Here is a 15,771-nt window from a genome sequence, read left to right on the forward strand (position 1 = left end):
CAGGAAGGGGATAAGGACTGGCAATTTACCTTTGGCAACACAGTCGCCTCATTGCTCGAAGACCAACTCCAGGAAGGATCATGGGGTAATTCCTTTATCCACACAGTGCATCGGCTATTTGGTCTGCATCTGACCGTAAGACAGCCGACAGACTATATAAATAGAGCGCTTGACTGGCTTCTCAACCATACAAAACATGCTGACGAGCATGAAAAATTGGTTCTCGCTGACCTCCATGGACTTCCCTTTGCGCCGGGTAATCCATACTTTCTTTATACGGGGATGGTCCTCTTTCTGGCTACTACATTCGGTCGTGGCAGCACCCCGGAGGTTATCACACTATACCAGGGGCTCTTACAACAGATTCTTCGTAATGCAAGTTCCTGGGACAATTACGGAGATATTAATAACATTCTCAGAGCCTTTGTTGTGCATCCTGAATTTGCAAAGAGCGCTGCAACAATGCTCATAGTGGAAGGCATGTCAAAAATTCAGGAAGACTCGGGAATGTGGACAAATTCCGTTCCTTTTTACCAAATGGTAAACGCATTGGCTCATCTCAACCTTCCTCCGGCAGACAGGCAACTGGAGAAGGCCTTTCTGCTGCTTGCCCGGACACAGAATTCCGATGGTACCTGGGGTGATAATGAAAAAGAGTGGAATACTTTTCTTATTGTTCATGCGATGAGAAACAAGAAAATACTGGAATAGATTATCTGTAAATAAAGTTGATAATGGAGGAGAAATCAGGAATGAAAATTCATGAGCTTATATGTCCACAATGCGGGAATACGCAGCAAGTTGAAGTCCGGGATTCCCTGCGATCATCAATGTTCCCCTGCTTTATCACAATATGAACCGGCGATACTGCGTCCAATACTATCCACCGGAATCAATTGAAGATGATAAGTTCATGGACCAGTTTACTACGGATGGGAAATGGAGCTTCAGGGATATTCCGGAAATAGTAAATAATGACCTTAACTATATGGGAGATCCCCACATCGTTTTCAGCCTTTTTGATATGATCCAATATATAAAGTTTCGGGACAGACTGTATGAGGTAGCTGAACGGAAAAATAGATGAAACAGAAAATCATTCATATAATATTGAATTATCCTGTTATAGTCTCTTTTACATGCTTTGGCAACCATTGCTCTCAAGTAATTTAATAACTCCTCACCGCTTATTGCGACCAAAATAAGAATTTTTACTGGATAGCAATAAGAGAGTATATCTCTCACCGAGAGGATTTTTAATGGAAACCGCCCGTTCTTGCCGTAGGAAGTGAATTCTCCGACACTGTGGCGGAGAATCTGTAAATCAAGAACCGGCAACAGTTTAGAAGAATTTAAAAATTTTCCAAATCTGTCCCTTTTTTCCCCAAAGTCAAGAATATGTTAGATGAATTTCTAAGAAACCAGTTTAAAATGTTGACGGACATATAACAAGGCGGGATAAGGCTTTCCGGGGAGTTTGCTATTTTGCGTCCACAGTGGACGCAAAATGAAAAAGGTCTCACGGCTGTATGAAAAATAATACCGCCGATAAATATTTGCAAGTAACGGTTCAATTTGCCGAAGGCAAATAAATGAAAAGAAACATTTCTTTTCATTTATTTTTTTAATACTGAATTTTAACAATCATTTTGACAGATTCATTTTTATTGGTATAATATACCAATGGCCACCGAATTAGTCCATCACACCAAAGTTACTGATGAAAAAGGAAATACTCTTGAGATTAAAATATGGAAGATTTCAAAGCCTACAAAGGACAAACCTCACGGATATCGTTATTCCCTTGCATATATTGTGGATGGTAAAAGAGTGGTGGGGTATGATAACGGTGAAAGAAAGGGAGATCACAGACACATGGGAAATAAGCAGGAAGATTACGAATTCACCAGTATTGATAGACTCTTCAACGATTTCTTTGAAGATGTCAGGAGGTTTCTGAAATGAAAGCAAAGAAAGTAATCGTCGGAATTAAAGGGGTCAAAGAAGCTCTTGATGAAGCAAAAGATGTTTTGAAGAAAGTGGCAAAGAACGAAAAGGTAAAAAAAGAAGTCGGTGTCTATTTTTCAAGTTTTGAGGCATTCAGAAAGGCATTGACACCAAAGAGACTTGAGCTTCTCCACACTATAAAAACAGACAATCCAAAATCTATCAACGAGCTTGCACGTATTACAAAAAGAGATATCAAGAACGTCGCTGACGACATCAAATACCTGGAACAGATAGGGTTTATAGAGAAACGGGTCGGAGAGAAAGAAATAAAACCGTCAATAAGTTACGACATGATTGCACTGGAAATAGCAATTTAAGTCCAGCCATACTTCAGGCCTCTACCGAGGAAAAACAAGGCAGGATAAGGCTTGATGGGGAGTTTTTATTTTGCTGTAACAGTTACATCAAAATAAAGAAAGGTCTCGCACCTGAATGAAAAATTCCTCCGCCGATAAAATTTTCCTTGCATTTTTATGAAGTTTGGAGGTAACGTTTCAATTTGCCGAAGGCAAGAAATTGAAGAAAAAAAGGGGCGGCATCACGGGGATCAATAAACAAAATTGGTTTTATTTTGGCAGGGGAAGGATATTTATATAGTTGTAGACTTTCCGTGTCAATATTCAAATGTCTAGGGCTGACCCTGATGCTCTTTTCTCAATGAGTGAAACAAGCGTGATAGATCAGCTAGATAAACTCCTCCAGAGTCGTTATCATGGGGCAACAAACATAACTGGAATCCGGTACCAGCTGCTTTATTCCTTGTTTCGATCTTTTGATCTGTATCGGGATAACCCCCCGGACAGCATTCAGTTGGAAGGTCTTGAAGATATTGATGTTAAAGGGCATCGAAAAATTGAGCTGGGTGGCTTAAGGATATTAAGCCAGTATGTGCAGGTCAAAACTTCGAAAAATGCGTGGGACTGGGATAAATTTCAAGCCTCAAGAATCATAGAGAATTTTTACCTCATCTGGCAGGTTGAACCGGCATCCACATTGGTAGTAGTAACCAATTTCGGGTTCAGGGGAAAGCTGGATGAGTTCGTGAAATTTTGTAACAGCCAATATAAGTCTTTGCCAACCACCATTACCAAAGATCTCCATCGTATTCTTGCAAAGGCTGGTTATTACGAAATCGATGTTATGAAAATGAGTAATCAAATCTCTTTTGTGCGCTTTTCTGAGGAAGAGCTTTTAGAAGCTACGCTTGCATCTATTGTTACTCACTTCAATTTGACTGTCCCTAATACCAACTTGTATTTAATGGTACTCCTTAACAAATTTCTCGATATGGCTTCGCGACGCGAAACAATAACCGTTCGTGATATCGAAAATCTAAGACTCTTTGTCCAAGAGCAAATAGAAATAGGGCCAACCAACCTTGCTATTCAAAATGGATCTCTGGAGCATTTAAGGTTTGCTGAAGAGGAACACCCAGAGGACTACTACGAAGGAAAGAATGCGCGTCCCGGTCACATAATGGCTGGCTTGGACGTCCACCGGCCTTCTTGGGAGACCCTTATCGAACAGATACTTATCCGATCACGAGTTTGCGTGGTGCGTGCTTCAAGCGGACAGGGCAAATCGACTTTGTTGTACCGTTATGCCTATCGTCATTATCATCCCGAGACGACCTTTCTCGTAAAAGTATTGGATAACGAGAACCTGATCGGGCCCATGAAACAAGCGATCTTATCCCGGAAACGTCTTGGGTTACCAATCCTTGTACTTATAGATAATCTTGGCACCAATCTTCGCTTGTGGCACCGGCTTGTCTCAGAACTGGCAGGTCAGGAAGTCTGTTTTTTAATCACAGTTCGCGAAGAAGACTGGTATCGCTACTCAGGGGAAGCAGAAGGTTTTGTGTGGGAAGTTATAACACCTGAACTCTCAATTAGTGAGGCACGGGAAATATTCGATGAGCTGCGAAAGCGGGATAAGGTGGCACATGGTGTTACGTCGGCTGAGTCAGCTTTTGATCAGATCGCCGGCCCTAATCTCTTGATAGAATTTGTCTATCTATTAACACATGGGCAGATGCTTGCCGAGAGACTCGAAGGTCAGGTTAAGGAAATCCTGCGACTGGGAGAGGATAGAAACAAACTTCAAGTGCTCCGTCTAATCAGTGTGGCGCAAATGTACGGTACTAGAGTAAAAGTTGAAGACATTTTAAGGTTCATTGATTTTGATAATGACGCTGATGCAGTGCTTCAATCGCTGGAAAGGGAATATGTTGTATTTGAGGATGGCAAATGCGAAGGTCTTCACCTAGTTCGTTCAAAGCACTTGGTGCCCTTACTTCACAAGTTGGTTCCCGTTAGTAAAACAATAGAAAATCTGATTAGTTTGCTCGATTTGGACAGTCTCGAGTCTTTTATTGTCAATACAATCACTGATCAGGCTATTTCTGATTCATTTTTGGTAAATGCATTGGCAGAACGATTTCGAGGCACCAACATAGAAATCATCAACAGAGTCTGCGCTATTCTGTTTGCGGCAAGCGAAAGAAAATACTATCAAACTCACCAGTTTCTATTTGACAAAGCATTCGAAGAAATCGGGAGCTCTGGGATTTTTATGCTTGGTACAGCGACCTTGCCTTTCCAAACGGTAGACTTGCTTGGGACGTTAAAGGAAATAGTTGGAGCAGAAAATGAAAATCTACAGACTCTATCCCGGTTATCGGAACGATTCGTCACTAGACAATGGAACGAACGTGTAGAAAGGAAATTCCTTATGATCATCCTCGATTCCATCCACTCCGAGCATGTTTGGTCAGGATTTTCGCATATCGGGGAATTATTGGGCTGGTGTCAGGCGATTGGGCTGAGTGCAGCAAACATAGTTGGTTACATTACCAAGCTGGACTGGCGAGAAAAAATTTTTCAAGCAGACATTTTATCCGCATCCAATCTCTTAATGGCTCTTCACAAATATGCTTTTGAAAAATACGAGTCACTATTGAAATCGGACAAATTAAGACTAACGAGCTATTTCAAGCTGGTGAGCAATACTGTAAAGGTCGAAGAGCGAAACAACGATATTTACATTGAGTTTATTGTAGACCAAGAGTCAGATATGTCGAAGGCACATGAGGAAGCCCTAAACAGGCTTCGATTACTACGGAAATTCTTCCCTGACTATGCAAATTATTGTACCCAAGGTATTTATCCCGCTGCATATGGCACTAAAATGCCAGTTGATGATACAACAAAGGCAATACCGGCCGAGACACTGATATTGGAAGATCACGCAGAACTAAATGGTATATATTTGAAAATGCTTGATTCTTGTTACTCTGCTCAATCCCCTTTTGAGTGGCAAGAACAATGGTTCACAACGCGGAGAGAGATTCTCAATTTCGTGGAGAAATGCATAACATTCTATGAGGAGCTTTTCAGGGGCAAGATAAGGAACATAGGTCCCCTAGATAATGGTTTAAGAAACGCATTCATAAAAGCAAGGCAGATAAAAAAACCGCCGCGGTCAATATCTGAGAGATTCAATAATGAAGAAAAGAGTTTGAATGATTGGATTGAAAGCGTTAGAAATTTCTTAGTGCAGTTCTCTCAACATGACCCAAATGACAAGAACAATAAATTCAACTTCCTCGCAAGGCTTAATTTCAAAGACTCGGTTGCGAAAATGCCTCGTTTACAGGAGGGGTTTCGGAAAATAATATCAGGGACGTTACAATACTTTGATTTTGCGGAATTGGAAAAACAAGAGAATCGTTCTTATGTCTATCTTGGCGAAATTCTGGACTATAGATTTGAGCAACCCATACATGCTACAGCTAATTTACCTAAAGCAATCGTACAGTTCCGAGAACAGCGGTACAAAACCTTTGCGCAAGCGGTTCGGACAACCATGGGACCTCTCGAAAGGCAAGGCTTTTCCTTTATTTACCCCAAGGGTTTTGTATCCGAACACCCCCTGATTGGCTTGGCGCTTGCGTTTGAGGTTATTGACTTTGAACGTATACTGGACCAAATATTATTAATGATCCCTAATCTGGCCTCCTTCCCATTGGAATGTCACTTTGTCTATCTTATGCCCCTATTAAATGGACGCCGCTATACACCAATGGTTTTCAGAATAAGTTTTAGCAATATACAAGATATTGCCGAAGGGAAACTAGATGGCAAGGAGTGGGCACTACTTCCAGTAGAACCGCCATCAACAATATTCAATGTATTGGAAAGCATTAGTAGAACATCTATGGTTGAGGTTGAGATGCTATCTTTGTTCCATGATATACGAAGTAGGCTTATCGTTGTTCAAAATACACTCTATTTTGTTGTAAGTAACCTCGACAAAGACAAACCCTTCGAATCACAATTACAACAGAAGTATTTTAGAAACATTCATGGACAGATAACAAACATTCAATCGCAAGCATCCGTGTTTATGACGGAAGTTTCTGAATTTTCGGAATATGGAACTGCTAAGGCTCAATGGACAGCCTTTAGCCAGACCTGCCTAGATATACTAAACAAATCCATTGAGGATACATGCAATGCTGACCATGTCATGTTTAAACCGGTCAGCACTATGCAGGAAACCACAGCTGATCGCCTGTTCAATGCCTATCTCAACGCCAAATATCTTATGCGGGATGATTAAATAAGCTGAGTATTCCTAAGGAAGTATTTTTTTGATTTTTGATTGATAACGGCAAAACCTCCAGACCCAACCCCTGACATTTGAATTGGCCCATAATACCCTTATTAAATCAACCTGTTCTATCCGATAAAGAGGGGATACCTTTTGGCAAGACCGTTGCGTATCTGGTATGAACATAGCTTTTATCATATTATAGCTGTGACCTATCTTCCAAAAACTGTACAACCTGAAAGTAGAGATTGGGTATAATAATACACATACGGCTTACAGGAGGACATAGACATGAAAGCAAACAGAAACGGTCTCACGCCTGCATGAAAAATCCTTCCGTCGATGAAATTACCGATGTTTGGAGATAACGCTTTAATTTGCCGAAGGCAAAACAATTGTTATGAATCACCCCGAGGTAAATTACAAGATATTTAAATCCGAGGGGCAAGAAAAAGGTGCGGTACCACGGAGATTAATCAGCAAATGGAGTTTTCTTTTTAGCGGGGAGAAGATATTTATATAGTTGTGGACTTTCGGTGTCAATATTCAATTGTCAAAGGACTGGCCCTGATGGTCTCCTTAACAACCGGTGACTCCGGGTTTCCTCTTATACTTTTCCTGGGTGGGATATAAGAGCCTGAACACGACGTTCTATTTCACTCTTTGGAAGAGCCCCAACAGCTTTGTCAAAGATATTGCCCCGGTCATAAAAATAAATGGCCGGTACACCGCGGATGCCGTGTTGCGAAGCCGTCTGAGGCGAGGCGTCCACATTAACCCTGGTAAATTTGACCTTTCCTGCGTACTTTGAAGCCAGTTCATCCAGAACCGGCGCCTGAGTTCGGCAATGGCCTCACCAGGGAGCTGTGAATTCAACGAGCACAGACCCCGGAAAGGTCTTTACTTCCGCATCAAAGTTCCAGTCAGAAACATCAACGGGCCTGTTGGGATACACTTGTGTAGATGTAAGCCGCGCTCCGCACTTTCCACAGATACCATGCTCCCCCTTTCTGTCGGCAGGGATGCGGTTTTTTGTTCCACACTGAGGGCAACGGACTATAATACTCTCGTTCATAAAAGCTCCTTATCAGTTCGCAATAAAAAGCTGTCTACCGGCTCCATAATTGTCTCAATACACTTCATACCTAACAATATAAGTCCTATTTTCCTGATTGCAATATTTATGGGGCTCACGTCGCCCCCTCCACCAGCCAAGCTGCCGGAGCCTCCCCTTCTCGCTCACCGTGTGAGCTATTTAGCGCTTTGACACTATGTACGCCTACGTCCGGATACCCGCTTGCGGGTGTTCCCTTGCCGCCTTGATTGCCCCGCGAGCTAAAGCGGGGTAAGTCATTGCATCCTTGATTTAGAATTGGAATTACATCTGAATTCTGCTTCAACTTCAAAGCACACCACATGAGATAAATAATGGAAAAAGAGGTTGATGAATATCGAAGAGAAGAGTTAAAATATATCTTAAAGAATTATGAAAAGAAATACAGGGGGTTGCATATGCCTACCACAAATAAACAAAGGTTTGATGATATTAAGATCAAAGAATTTGTTACCGATACAAAAGGAAAAAAAATAGGCGTCACAATTGATATAAAAGAATATACAAGGTTGAGCAAGATTCTCAAGCTTATCCCGCAGAATGAATCCTGGCTTTATGAAAACGAATACGCGCTTGAAAGTGTACATAAGGGGCTGCAAGATGCGGCCCAAGGAAAAATATCAAAACTTGATCTAAAAAAACTTTAGGATCGTTATTTGTTTGACATCTATCTCACAGATGAAGCAAGTAATCAATTAACCACTTTAAAAAACGACAAAGGTCTGACAAAGAGATATAAAGCGGTGCGGAAATCTATTTTATTTCTTGCAGAAGATCCCAGACATCCAGGACTATCAACACATGAATTCACTACGATGAAAGGTCCCAAAGGCGAAAAAATCTTTGAAGCTTACGCCGAACAAAAGATCCCTGCTGCTTATCGTGTTTTCTGGTATTACGGCCCTGATAAAAACATGATTACCATTGTTGCCATAACCCCTCACCCATAAACACATAAACAAAGGGAAAAAACCAGAGGAAGGAAGCGCGAAGTATGGGAAATGAAGAAATCCTTCTTCATTTCCGCCGGATTTACATAAGTGTATATGTGAATCCGGCTTGAGTGGGCAGCGGCATGGCAGGGATGTTTCAGATTCGGATGGGCTGTGAGCTTTGCAGGCCGTAATCGTACTGAACGTACGATGGAGGATCGCAAGGTGAAGCAGAGCGCCGAAGATGAATATTTTGCTCAATACTGCCCCTCGCAATGAAACCTTACCAATCATGCCGCCTGACCGACCAGGAGAAAAGAGCTAAAAATAACCATGAAATAAGACAGATTAAGGCCACTTTCTTGAGTGATGCAGGTCATTGTTTGAATGGCAACGCCATTCATCAGTCCATTTTTAGCTTGAGACTTTATTGGTCAAGACTTGTATCCACTGCGGCAGCGGCAATTCCTGCTTCACAGCCACATTCTCATTTTCGCAGCTGGGACATTTCAGCTCCCTCTTATTCTATTCGTAAACCAGAAATGAAGCGTCCATGGCCCCACACTCACATACTTTTATATATTTGACTTTTCCCTTGCAAACTCATAAATACTGCAATATAATACATGTACTGCACAAAAATAGTAATTAATGTGCAGTGAGTGTTTATAAATGAAAGAAATTGTATTAGCCCACAGAGCAGAGAGAGATATGCTTTTAACAGGGGACTATGTTCCCAGAGAAGGGCTCCATACTGCACGCCAGAGCATAGAAAACAACCTTATTAAGGTAATCCTGGGGCCAAGAAGAGCAGGAAAATCTGTTTTCTCCATACAACTGCTTCAGGGAATTGACTTTGCCTATCTGAACTTCGATGACGAAAGACTTCTCCGGGTAACCGATTATGATGAGTTTATCAAAACAATCAGAGAGGTCTATGGGGAAACACGCTATCTGTTATTTGATGAAATTCAGAACCTTAAGGATTGGGAATTGTTCATCAACAGGCTTCAGCGCCAGGGATTTAATATCGTGATTACAGGATCGAATGCCCATCTTTTAAGCAGGGAGCTTTCAACCCATCTGACAGGCAGATTTATTCAGTTTCAGATACTTCCCTTCTCTTTCAGGGAATTTTTGCAGGCAAATAATTTCCCTATCGATGACACACTTGAACTAAAGGAAAGACAGGGGCTCCTCCTCGGCTATCTTGATGAATATATCGGTAAAGGCGGTTTTCCTGAAGTTGTCGCGAAGCATGTTGAACCCAGGAACTACCTTACTACGCTATTTGAAAGTATCCTTTTTAAGGATATTGCGAAACGATATAATGTGCGGTATTCACAGAAACTCTATGACCTCGGCCATTATCTTGTGACAAATCACTCAGGCGAATTCAGTTACACAAGGCTGAAAAATATACTCGATTTCAGAAGTGTCCATACTGTAGAAAATTATGTGAAGTATCTTTCTGAGGCATTTCTAATATTTGCCGTGGACAGGTTTTCATTTAAACTCAAGGAACAGTTGAAATCTCCCAAAAAAGTCTACTCATATGATACCGGTATGGCAAAATCGGTAAAATTTGCCGTTACCCCTGATGCAGGAAAATTCATGGAAAATATTGTTGCTGTTGAGCTGTTGAGAAAAGGCATTGAACCTTATTACTACAAAACAAATACCGGAAAAGAAATTGATTTTATTGTCAGGCAAGGGACCACAATAAGTGAGTTAATTCAGGTTTGTTATGACATACAAAACTATCAGACAAAAAAACGTGAAGTGGATGCCCTTCTAAAATCCAGCAAAGAGCTTGGTTGCAACATTCTCACCGTTCTTACCTGGGACTTTGAAAGCAAAGAAGATCATTCAGGCGTAGAGATTGCCTTCGTACCACTTTGGAAATGGCTCTTAAATCTTACCAAAAAGTAAACGCATAACTTCAATATCCAAATTGCTTGATGTTTTTTCTATTATTCTGGCCGAGGGGATTTGCCCCGCGTCTTCACGCAGGGTGAACATTATGATGCATGACGCAAAGGTTCTGCATAAGACCGATATCGGCTGTAAGAGCTTTAAATATCTTGGAGGAAGCAGAGGCGCCCAAAGGTAATCCTTCGGGGTTTGCAGATGGGACTTTTCGTATTACACCGGCAAGGCTTAATACTTCAAATGCCCGTTTTAAAGTAGGATTTGAGAATCCCTCGCCAGGGCGGGCATATTTTATTTGCTGTCCCACGCTCCTGGAAAGAGCGGTGAAAACATTGTTCAAACCGGCAAAAATACATAATCAGCTCTCTTCCAGAGCCATCAGTTCTGTATTGGTCAGCCGCAGACGCTGCGAGATTGTGTATGCCAGACGTTCAAAGAACATACCGGCAATTTCGGGATGGGCCTTGACAATCTTTTCAAACTGGTTTCGGGAAAGGATATAGAGCATTATTTCGTCTACTGCAACGGCTTCAGCAGAACGTGCCCCTTTGTCAAGAAATGACATCTCACCAAAAAAATCTCCCCGTGATAAGGTCACAAGGTGATGAGCCGTACCTCCGGCCAATGGCAAGCCTATTTTTACTGCACCTTTGCGAATAAAATATATCTTATCGCTCTGGTCCCCCATTGAGAAAACCTTCTCATCTGCCTGAAATGTTTTTTCCGTCATGGTAGCAGAGAGCTTTTCAATAGCAGCAGCAGAAAATCCGGAGAAGAATTCGAATTCAGGCAAGTTCAGGATATGAAAATCGTCTTTTCTGCCGTCGGATGATGCGTTAATGATTTCATCCTCAATCCATTCCAGGGCAGAGTCCAGGTCCGGATAAAACTTAAGATTCCCGCCTGTTTCAGTAAAACCAAGGCCGGCGAGATATTTCTTTACATTCTGTCCTGTAGGAAGATTCCTGGGAATTGAAGAAAGAACGAGATAACCTTTTTTCTTTTTAACGCGGTTATGGATTTGCTTGAGCATATTGGCGGCCGTAAAATCAAGGGATTGAACCCGGCGCATGTCCAGAACTACAAAGGAACATTCTGCAAGATGTGATTCGAGTTCCGTCAAAAGCTGATCCGTTGTACCAAAAAAGAGCTGGCCCTGAAGCTCGCAGATAATTGTGTTTTTCCCGTGTGACTCAAGAATTGAAAGCTCGGCAGTGATGCGGCGTTTTTTGGAAAACTTCTGATTGCCGAATAATTTCCGTCTTATAACAGAAGAGCGAATCTGTTCCCTTAGAAACAAAACTATTGCCAGCGCGGTTCCGACACCGGCTGCAGCAATCAGGCTCATGCTGACGGCAGAGATTACAACTGCCAGGATCACAAGAAAATCAAAAACAGTGGATCTGTGTTTTAACAGTTGCAGGCTTTGTATGTCGAGCATGCGCACAGCTATAACAATCAAAACTCCAGCCAGGGCAGCCAGGGGAATCCATGCCATAAGTTTTCCAAGAAGAAGGAGAACTAAACCGGCGAAAACACCGGCGAAAACACCGGATAAACGCGTACGTCCGCCGCTTGCAATGTTTACTAAAGTAGGGCCCATTGTTCCTGAACCTGGAATACCTCCAATGAGAGATGAACCGATATTGCCGAGACCCTGGCCAATTAGTTCCTTGTTTGAATTATGGCGGGAATGGGTCATGACATCAATAATCACACATGTTTTTAATGTGTCGATGGAAAGAAGAACAGCCAGCGTCAAAAGCGGAATAACAAGCATGGCAAGACCTTTGGCATCAATGGCGCTAAAATAGGTCCACTGTTTTACTCCAGCTTCGAATGCGCCGAACCCTGATGAAGATATTGGCCCGATAATCAGAGGGTTATCGGCAAGCACTAATAACGCCGGGTTAAAAATAGCCAGAACAAAATAAGCGCATATACCGGAAAGCAAGGCAACTATGGCAGCAGGGATAAATTTGAGGAATCTGGGAGCAACCAACATAGCTGCAATGGTAACAAACCCGATAAATATGCTCGTCCCGTTCCACAAAATAGGTTCTAAAAAACCTTGCAGAAGATTGATATCTTTTGGGAGCCCCAAAAATTTAGGCAATTGCCCAATGAAAATCAAAATCCCTACACCGCCAAGATAACCGGCTACAACAGGATAGGGAATATACTTGATAAATTTACCGCCGCCGAAACTGCCGGCTAAAAGTTGGATAACACCTGCCATGAGGGCGACAAGAGCCACATAAAGCGGCACAGCCTCCAACGGCACTGCTCCGCTTTTGACAAGCTGGGCAACGAAAACAGCAAGTACGGCAGCCGCAGGGGCACAAGGGGCTGTAATAAGCCGCGGCGTCCCGCCAAAAAGAGACGCAATGAGCCCGAGGGCAACTGCGCCTGTCATGCCGGCAATAACTGCCTTACCGGCATATTGTGAACCGAGAGGAGAATAAATGATTATCCCGAAAGCAATGGCTGAAGGCAGGGCTACAAGCATAGCAGTAAGGCCGCCAAGAATGTCTCCTGTCAGGCGACCGGATAAGCGCCGTTTTTTTCTCATAACCCTTATTCTAATCCTAAATCAAGGATGAAATCAAGGCGGCAAGGAAGAGGCGCCGTAGGCGTACTATGACAGTACGTCGGAGGAGCCAATGACGAAGCCAACGATGATAGCGACTTGATTTAAAATTAGAATTACTCCTGTTTCATTGATGGAATGAAGATATGACACACGTTATGTTATCAAGATTCGCATGATTTGTATAGTGAAGCAAAAACCTAAAGCCGTGATTTTGTCTTCCTCCGGCAGGTCCGGCAGAATGTGTGGCCTTATTAGGTGCTCAAGGACTTAGAAGTAACAAGTTGAATTTTTCGCCGCAATAAATCCTATAGAAAAAACGGGCAATATGACAGGAAGCATTTCTTGCCGACAGGGGGAAGCTATTTACTTCCTAAAGAGCTTCCCCTTAAGTTCTTCCGAGCCGTGAATCGAGAGCTTTGTTTGTCCTTCAGCGGCCGGTCATTTGCTCCAGCTTTTCCGGGTACCGGGCACCATGCACCGTAATCTTTGAGGCAGCGTTTTCGATGTCACGGAGATCGTCCGGCGTAAGTTCGACTGCAACTGCACCGATGTTCTCGTCCAGGCGATGAAGTTTTGTCGTACCCGGGATTGGAACAATCCACGGCTTTTGGGCAAGCAGCCAGGCAAGTGCGATCTGAGCAGATGTCGCATTCTTTAGTTCGGCGATCCTGGCAAGCAGATCAATCAAAACCTGATTCGCCTTGAGCGCCTCCGACGTAAAGCGCGGGAGAGCGCTACGGAAGTCAGAACTGTCGAAGGTTGTGTTTTCGTCAATCTTTCCCGTGAGAAAACCCCTGCCCAGCGGGCTATAGGGAACGAAGCCGATGCCGAGTTCCTCAAGTACCGGCTGCACTTCCTTCTCAGAACCTCTCGTCCACAGTGAGTATTCGCTCTGGAGGGCAGTGAGCGGCAAAACGGCGTGCGCGCGACGGATTGTCTGCACGCCTGCTTCGGACAGGCCGAAGTGTTTGACCTTGCCTTGCTGAATCAGATCCTTCACCGCACCCGCCACGTCCTCGATCGGCACGTCCGGGTCAACGCGGTGTTGATAGAGCAAATCAATTGTCTCGACCTGCAGCCGCTTTAGCGAACCTTCGACGGCCTGCTTGATATGCTCCGGCCTACTGTTCAGGCCCGGTGGTCCCTTCATGCCGCGGGGATCGAAACCAGAACTGACGTCGAACCCGAACTTGGTGGCAATGACAACTTGCCCGCAGAATGGAGCGAGTGCTTCGCCAATGAGTTCTTCATTTATAAACGGGCCATAAACTTCGGCGGTATCAAAGAATGTGACGCCACGTTCGACGGCTGCCCGAAGAAGAGAGGTCATTTCCTTTTTGTCTTTAGGTGGGCCATAGGAAAAACTCATTCCCATACAGCCAAGTCCGAGAGTCGAAACTTCCAGGTTGCTTTTTCCCAATTTACGTTTTTGCATTTCTTTCCTCCTGCAGGGATTAATGGGAAAGTTGTTTCTCAGCGTGCATAATAAATTCTTTCCTTTTCTGACTTCATGATAGAGAGGATACATCGCTCTATCGCTTGCCCACGAATATTTTCAGATGCCTGCCCCTTAATAATTTTCTATGAATGGCGACGCCATTCCTACTTCTATTTTCAGCTTGAGCCTTTTTCATTCATGGCAAGTATCCACTGCGGCAGCGGCCGTTCCTGCTTCACAGTCACATTCCCGCCTTCGCAACTGGGACATTCCAGCTCCCTCTTATTCTCTTCGTAAACCAGAAAGGTGCGGCCGCATTCCCTGCACTCGTATTCTTTACCAGGCATCTTCTATCACCTCCATGGCCCTGCTTTTAATTAATACCAATTCGCCTTCAATCATATAACTTCGTTGCCTCCTCTTCTCGCTCACTGTGTGAGCTAATGCCTGCGTCGGCTCGTCGTCGTCGCCTCGTTCTATGTATGAAACCGAATTGGTATAAGTATAGTATTTCTGCATCTTTTTTTCTATATCATCTGCAACAAGGAGGAGAGGTGATAAGAAAATATAAATCCTGTTATTAAAACAATCGATGAATATTTTTCATTGCTTTATCCTCAGAAATTACAGAATATAAAAGTATGATAGAAGATGGGGTAGATAATGTTGCTTAAAGTTGGATCAACAGGTAATGATATAAAGAAAGTACAAACCGGATTAGGGATTAAGGCCGATGGAATTTTTGGTACAGCGACAGAAAATGCTGTAAAAGCCTGGCAGGGCGCTAATGGTTTAATTGCGGATGGCATTGTCGGGACGGACACTTTTTTGAAAATGTTTCCTGATGCCGCTGCCGGAGAACCGGCGGTTGCAGGCGGAACAGATAGCATCAAAGTTTCAGGGTTATCACTGGATAAGCTGGTAGATCATCTTCCTGATGCGGTTATCAATGAAATTTCCGGGTGCGCTGAAAAATTCCAAATCAACTCGTCCCTGCGTGGAGTAGCCCCCGTTTTAGCCGGACACTCATACAACCAAAATAAGTTGTAGTAATAGCCATAGAGTTATTACTATAATCAGGAGGAAGGTGACGTATGAGTCCGATAGAGATCATTACATCAGTTGAGAGAAGAAGGTA

At 43.2% G+C, this 15,771-nt stretch carries 14 protein-coding genes; 9 read left to right on the forward strand and 5 right to left on the reverse strand.

All coding sequences use genetic code 11. The annotated features are described in order from the left end of the window. From NT010_12015 to NT010_12035, 5 genes are all read left to right on the forward strand, one after another. A partial coding sequence (locus NT010_12015; protein ID MCX5806766.1) for a hypothetical protein occupies positions 1-711 on the forward strand: 711 nt, incomplete at its 5' end. 202 nt (positions 712-913) lie between these two features. Beyond that, the gene (locus NT010_12020; GenBank protein ID MCX5806767.1) at positions 914-1,087 is read left to right on the forward strand and encodes a hypothetical protein; all 174 of its coding nucleotides are present in this window, start codon (positions 914-916) and stop codon (positions 1,085-1,087) included. A gap of 596 nt (positions 1,088-1,683) precedes the next feature. After that, entirely contained in the window at positions 1,684-1,965 is a 282-nt protein-coding gene (locus tag NT010_12025) for a DUF6516 family protein (protein MCX5806768.1), read from the forward strand. After that, positions 1,962-2,327 carry a MarR family transcriptional regulator gene (locus tag NT010_12030; protein MCX5806769.1) on the forward strand — a complete coding sequence of 122 codons (366 nt, stop codon included), beginning with the start codon at positions 1,962-1,964 and terminating at the stop codon, positions 2,325-2,327. Before NT010_12025 ends, NT010_12030 begins: the two co-directional genes overlap by 4 nt. 340 nt (positions 2,328-2,667) lie before the next feature. Continuing rightward, the gene (locus NT010_12035) at positions 2,668-6,633 is read left to right on the forward strand and encodes a hypothetical protein (protein ID MCX5806770.1); all 3,966 of its coding nucleotides are present in this window, start codon (positions 2,668-2,670) and stop codon (positions 6,631-6,633) included. Between the two features lie 844 nt (positions 6,634-7,477). Here NT010_12035 and NT010_12040 read toward each other — a convergent pair. Next, positions 7,478-7,699 carry a hypothetical protein gene (locus tag NT010_12040; protein MCX5806771.1) on the reverse strand — a complete coding sequence of 74 codons (222 nt, stop codon included), beginning with the start codon at positions 7,697-7,699 and terminating at the stop codon, positions 7,478-7,480. A gap of 353 nt (positions 7,700-8,052) precedes the next feature. On the opposite strand from NT010_12040, the gene NT010_12045 reads away from it, so the two are divergent. The 3 genes from NT010_12045 to NT010_12055 all read left to right on the forward strand — a co-directional run bounded on the left by NT010_12045 (position 8,053) and on the right by NT010_12055 (position 10,602). Then, entirely contained in the window at positions 8,053-8,385 is a 333-nt protein-coding gene (locus NT010_12045; GenBank protein MCX5806772.1) for a hypothetical protein, read from the forward strand. A 9-nt stretch (positions 8,386-8,394) separates the two neighbouring features. Next, complete coding sequence (locus NT010_12050; GenBank protein ID MCX5806773.1) at positions 8,395-8,688, forward strand: hypothetical protein; 294 nt, start codon at positions 8,395-8,397, stop codon at positions 8,686-8,688. A gap of 654 nt (positions 8,689-9,342) precedes the next feature. Next, entirely contained in the window at positions 9,343-10,602 is a 1,260-nt protein-coding gene (locus NT010_12055; protein MCX5806774.1) for an ATP-binding protein, read from the forward strand. Between the two features lie 73 nt (positions 10,603-10,675). On the opposite strand, the gene NT010_12060 is transcribed toward NT010_12055, so the two are convergent. From NT010_12060 to NT010_12075, 4 genes are all read right to left on the reverse strand, one after another. After that, positions 10,676-10,909, reverse strand: a complete 234-nt coding sequence (locus tag NT010_12060; protein MCX5806775.1) for a hypothetical protein — start codon at positions 10,907-10,909, stop codon at positions 10,676-10,678. A 51-nt stretch (positions 10,910-10,960) separates the two neighbouring features. Then, the gene (locus NT010_12065; protein ID MCX5806776.1) at positions 10,961-13,174 is read right to left on the reverse strand and encodes an SLC26A/SulP transporter family protein; all 2,214 of its coding nucleotides are present in this window, start codon (positions 13,172-13,174) and stop codon (positions 10,961-10,963) included. A 448-nt stretch (positions 13,175-13,622) separates the two neighbouring features. Continuing rightward, complete coding sequence (locus tag NT010_12070) at positions 13,623-14,630, reverse strand: aldo/keto reductase (GenBank protein ID MCX5806777.1); 1,008 nt, start codon at positions 14,628-14,630, stop codon at positions 13,623-13,625. 179 nt (positions 14,631-14,809) lie between these two features. Beyond that, entirely contained in the window at positions 14,810-14,980 is a 171-nt protein-coding gene (locus NT010_12075; GenBank protein ID MCX5806778.1) for a hypothetical protein, read from the reverse strand. A gap of 316 nt (positions 14,981-15,296) precedes the next feature. Here NT010_12075 and NT010_12080 point away from each other — a divergent pair, with 316 nt between their 5' ends. Continuing rightward, the gene (locus NT010_12080; GenBank protein MCX5806779.1) at positions 15,297-15,683 is read left to right on the forward strand and encodes a peptidoglycan-binding domain-containing protein; all 387 of its coding nucleotides are present in this window, start codon (positions 15,297-15,299) and stop codon (positions 15,681-15,683) included. The last annotated feature ends 88 nt before the right edge of the window (positions 15,684-15,771 follow it).

The organism is Pseudomonadota bacterium, from assembly GCA_026388275.1.
GTDB lineage: Bacteria > Desulfobacterota > Syntrophorhabdia > Syntrophorhabdales > Syntrophorhabdaceae > JAPLKB01.

Excerpts from the sequence above, each read along its gene's own strand:
- NT010_12080 (MCX5806779.1), top strand. The coding sequence starts at position 15,297 with ATGTTGCTTAAAGTTGGATCAACAGGTAATGATATAAAGAAAGTACAA.
- NT010_12070 (MCX5806777.1), bottom strand. The coding sequence starts at position 14,630 with ATGCAAAAACGTAAATTGGGAAAAAGCAACCTGGAAGTTTCGACTCTC.
- NT010_12035 (MCX5806770.1), top strand. The coding sequence starts at position 2,668 with ATGAGTGAAACAAGCGTGATAGATCAGCTAGATAAACTCCTCCAGAGT.
- NT010_12020 (MCX5806767.1), top strand. The coding sequence starts at position 914 with ATGGACCAGTTTACTACGGATGGGAAATGGAGCTTCAGGGATATTCCG.
- NT010_12030 (MCX5806769.1), top strand. The coding sequence starts at position 1,962 with ATGAAAGCAAAGAAAGTAATCGTCGGAATTAAAGGGGTCAAAGAAGCT.
- NT010_12055 (MCX5806774.1), top strand. The coding sequence starts at position 9,343 with ATGAAAGAAATTGTATTAGCCCACAGAGCAGAGAGAGATATGCTTTTA.
- NT010_12045 (MCX5806772.1), top strand. The coding sequence starts at position 8,053 with ATGGAAAAAGAGGTTGATGAATATCGAAGAGAAGAGTTAAAATATATC.
- NT010_12065 (MCX5806776.1), bottom strand. The coding sequence starts at position 13,174 with ATGAGAAAAAAACGGCGCTTATCCGGTCGCCTGACAGGAGACATTCTT.
- NT010_12025 (MCX5806768.1), top strand. The coding sequence starts at position 1,684 with ATGGCCACCGAATTAGTCCATCACACCAAAGTTACTGATGAAAAAGGA.
- NT010_12040 (MCX5806771.1), bottom strand. The coding sequence starts at position 7,699 with ATGAACGAGAGTATTATAGTCCGTTGCCCTCAGTGTGGAACAAAAAAC.
- NT010_12075 (MCX5806778.1), bottom strand. The coding sequence starts at position 14,980 with ATGCCTGGTAAAGAATACGAGTGCAGGGAATGCGGCCGCACCTTTCTG.